The following is a 1,537-nucleotide window of genomic DNA, read 5'->3' as shown; positions in this document are numbered from 1 at the left end:
CACCCCGCCCCATCCCCAACGTCCGGCTGTACATGACCAGCTTCAACCTGTTCCGCGTCAACCCCATCGGGTTGGAGACGCAGAACCGGCTGGTCATCCAGAAGCGGCTGTTCAACAGCGAGTCGGTGCTGATGCGCGACACGTTCGTCAACGCCGCGGCCCTCATCAAGGCGAACCCCGCCTCGCTGAAGGTGGGGCCGATGTTCGAGATCCAGCCGATTGCGTTGTTCAACCTGCGGCTGAGCTACGAGTACACGAACTTCCTGGGGACCATGGGGTTCCTGCAGGGGTACGCGAACCCGCTGAACGACTTCTCGGATGACGCGCTGGATGCGCGCGAGGACGCGGCCTACAGCACCAGCGGCCACCACTTCCTGGTGGAGCCGACGCTGCAGGCGAAGGTGGGCCCCATCGCGGTGCGCACCAAGTTCAGCATCGAGTACTGGAACCTGTCGCTGCGCGACGGCGAGACGACGTTCTACGACCCGATGCTCGACTCGCTGCTCGCGGGCAAGGGCTGGGTCTTCACCAACGACTCGGACGTGGTCTACCTGTCCGGCCGGTGGATGCTGGGCGCGCGCTTCAGCGGCGTGTGGCCGCAGTACACCGAGGACCAGGGTGTCTCCGACGCCTTGAAGGCGGACAACAGCCACATGCGCGCGGGCCCCGTCGTCTCCTACGCCTTCAACACGGACGAGGGCACGATGTTCAACCGCCCCACGGTGCTGGGCATGGTGGCCTGGTACCTGAAGCACCCCAGCCGTCAGGAGGCGATGCCGTACCTGCTGCTGGGCTTCTCCTTCAACTCCGACCTGATGGGCGGGCGCTAGTCCGCGTCAGGGAGGAAGGGCCGCTCCCGCGAGAGGACTTCGCGGGAGCGGTGGTGGGGCCCGGGGCTCACGAAGGCCCCGGGGTTCGAATCAGTGGTGGCTGTCCGGGCCGTGAGCGTGGCCGTGCTCCAGCTCCTCGGCCGTGGCGGCGCGGACGTCGGCCACGGTCAGCTGGAAGTGCAGCGTCTTGCCGGCGAGCGGGTGGTTGTAGTCCACCACCACGGTGTCGCCCTTGATCTCCTTCACGAGCAGGTCGACCTCGTCGCCCTCGGGGTCCGTGGCGGTGAGGATGCCGCCCTCCTGGAGCTCCAGCCCTTCGGGGAACTCGTCACGGGGGACCTCCTCGAGGCCCTCGGGGTCATGCGGCCCGTAGCCGTCCTCGGGGGGGATGACGACCGACAGGCTGTCTCCCTTCGCCTTGCCCTCCAGGGCCTTCTCCAGGCCGGGGACGACCTCCTCGTGGCCCTGCAGGTAGACGAGCGGATCTCCCGGCTCGCTCTCGTCAATGAGCTTTCCATCGCCGAGGTGAAGCTTGAAGTCGATGGAGACGACACTGTCCTTCGCGATTTTCATGGCGCCTCTCTTAGCGCAGGCCGTTGTCCAACGCTCCCATCATGTGCTCGGCCGGTCTGCGGGAGGGCATGGGAGCGGGGCCCCCCGCCCGAAACCGGACGCAAGGGCCTTCAGGGGCCGGGGCGAGGTGGGCG

At 67.3% G+C, this 1,537-nt stretch carries 2 protein-coding genes; one reads left to right on the top strand and one right to left on the bottom strand.

The window, feature by feature from the left end; genetic code table 11:
- A partial coding sequence (locus FL311_RS44700; protein ID WP_141333456.1) for a hypothetical protein occupies positions 1-830 on the top strand: 830 nt, incomplete at its 5' end.
- A 90-nt stretch (positions 831-920) separates the two neighbouring features.
- On the opposite strand, the gene FL311_RS43060 is transcribed toward FL311_RS44700, so the two are convergent.
- Complete coding sequence (locus FL311_RS43060) at positions 921-1,403, bottom strand: peptidylprolyl isomerase (RefSeq protein ID WP_141333454.1); 483 nt, start codon at positions 1,401-1,403, stop codon at positions 921-923.
- Between the last annotated feature and the right edge of the window lie 134 nt (positions 1,404-1,537).

It is taken from the genome of Myxococcus sp. AB025B (assembly GCF_006518215.1).
Lineage (GTDB): Bacteria > Myxococcota > Myxococcia > Myxococcales > Myxococcaceae > Myxococcus > Myxococcus fulvus.
The sequence above is the reverse complement of the archived record's forward strand: the minus strand, read 5'-3'. Positions and strand labels throughout refer to the sequence as shown.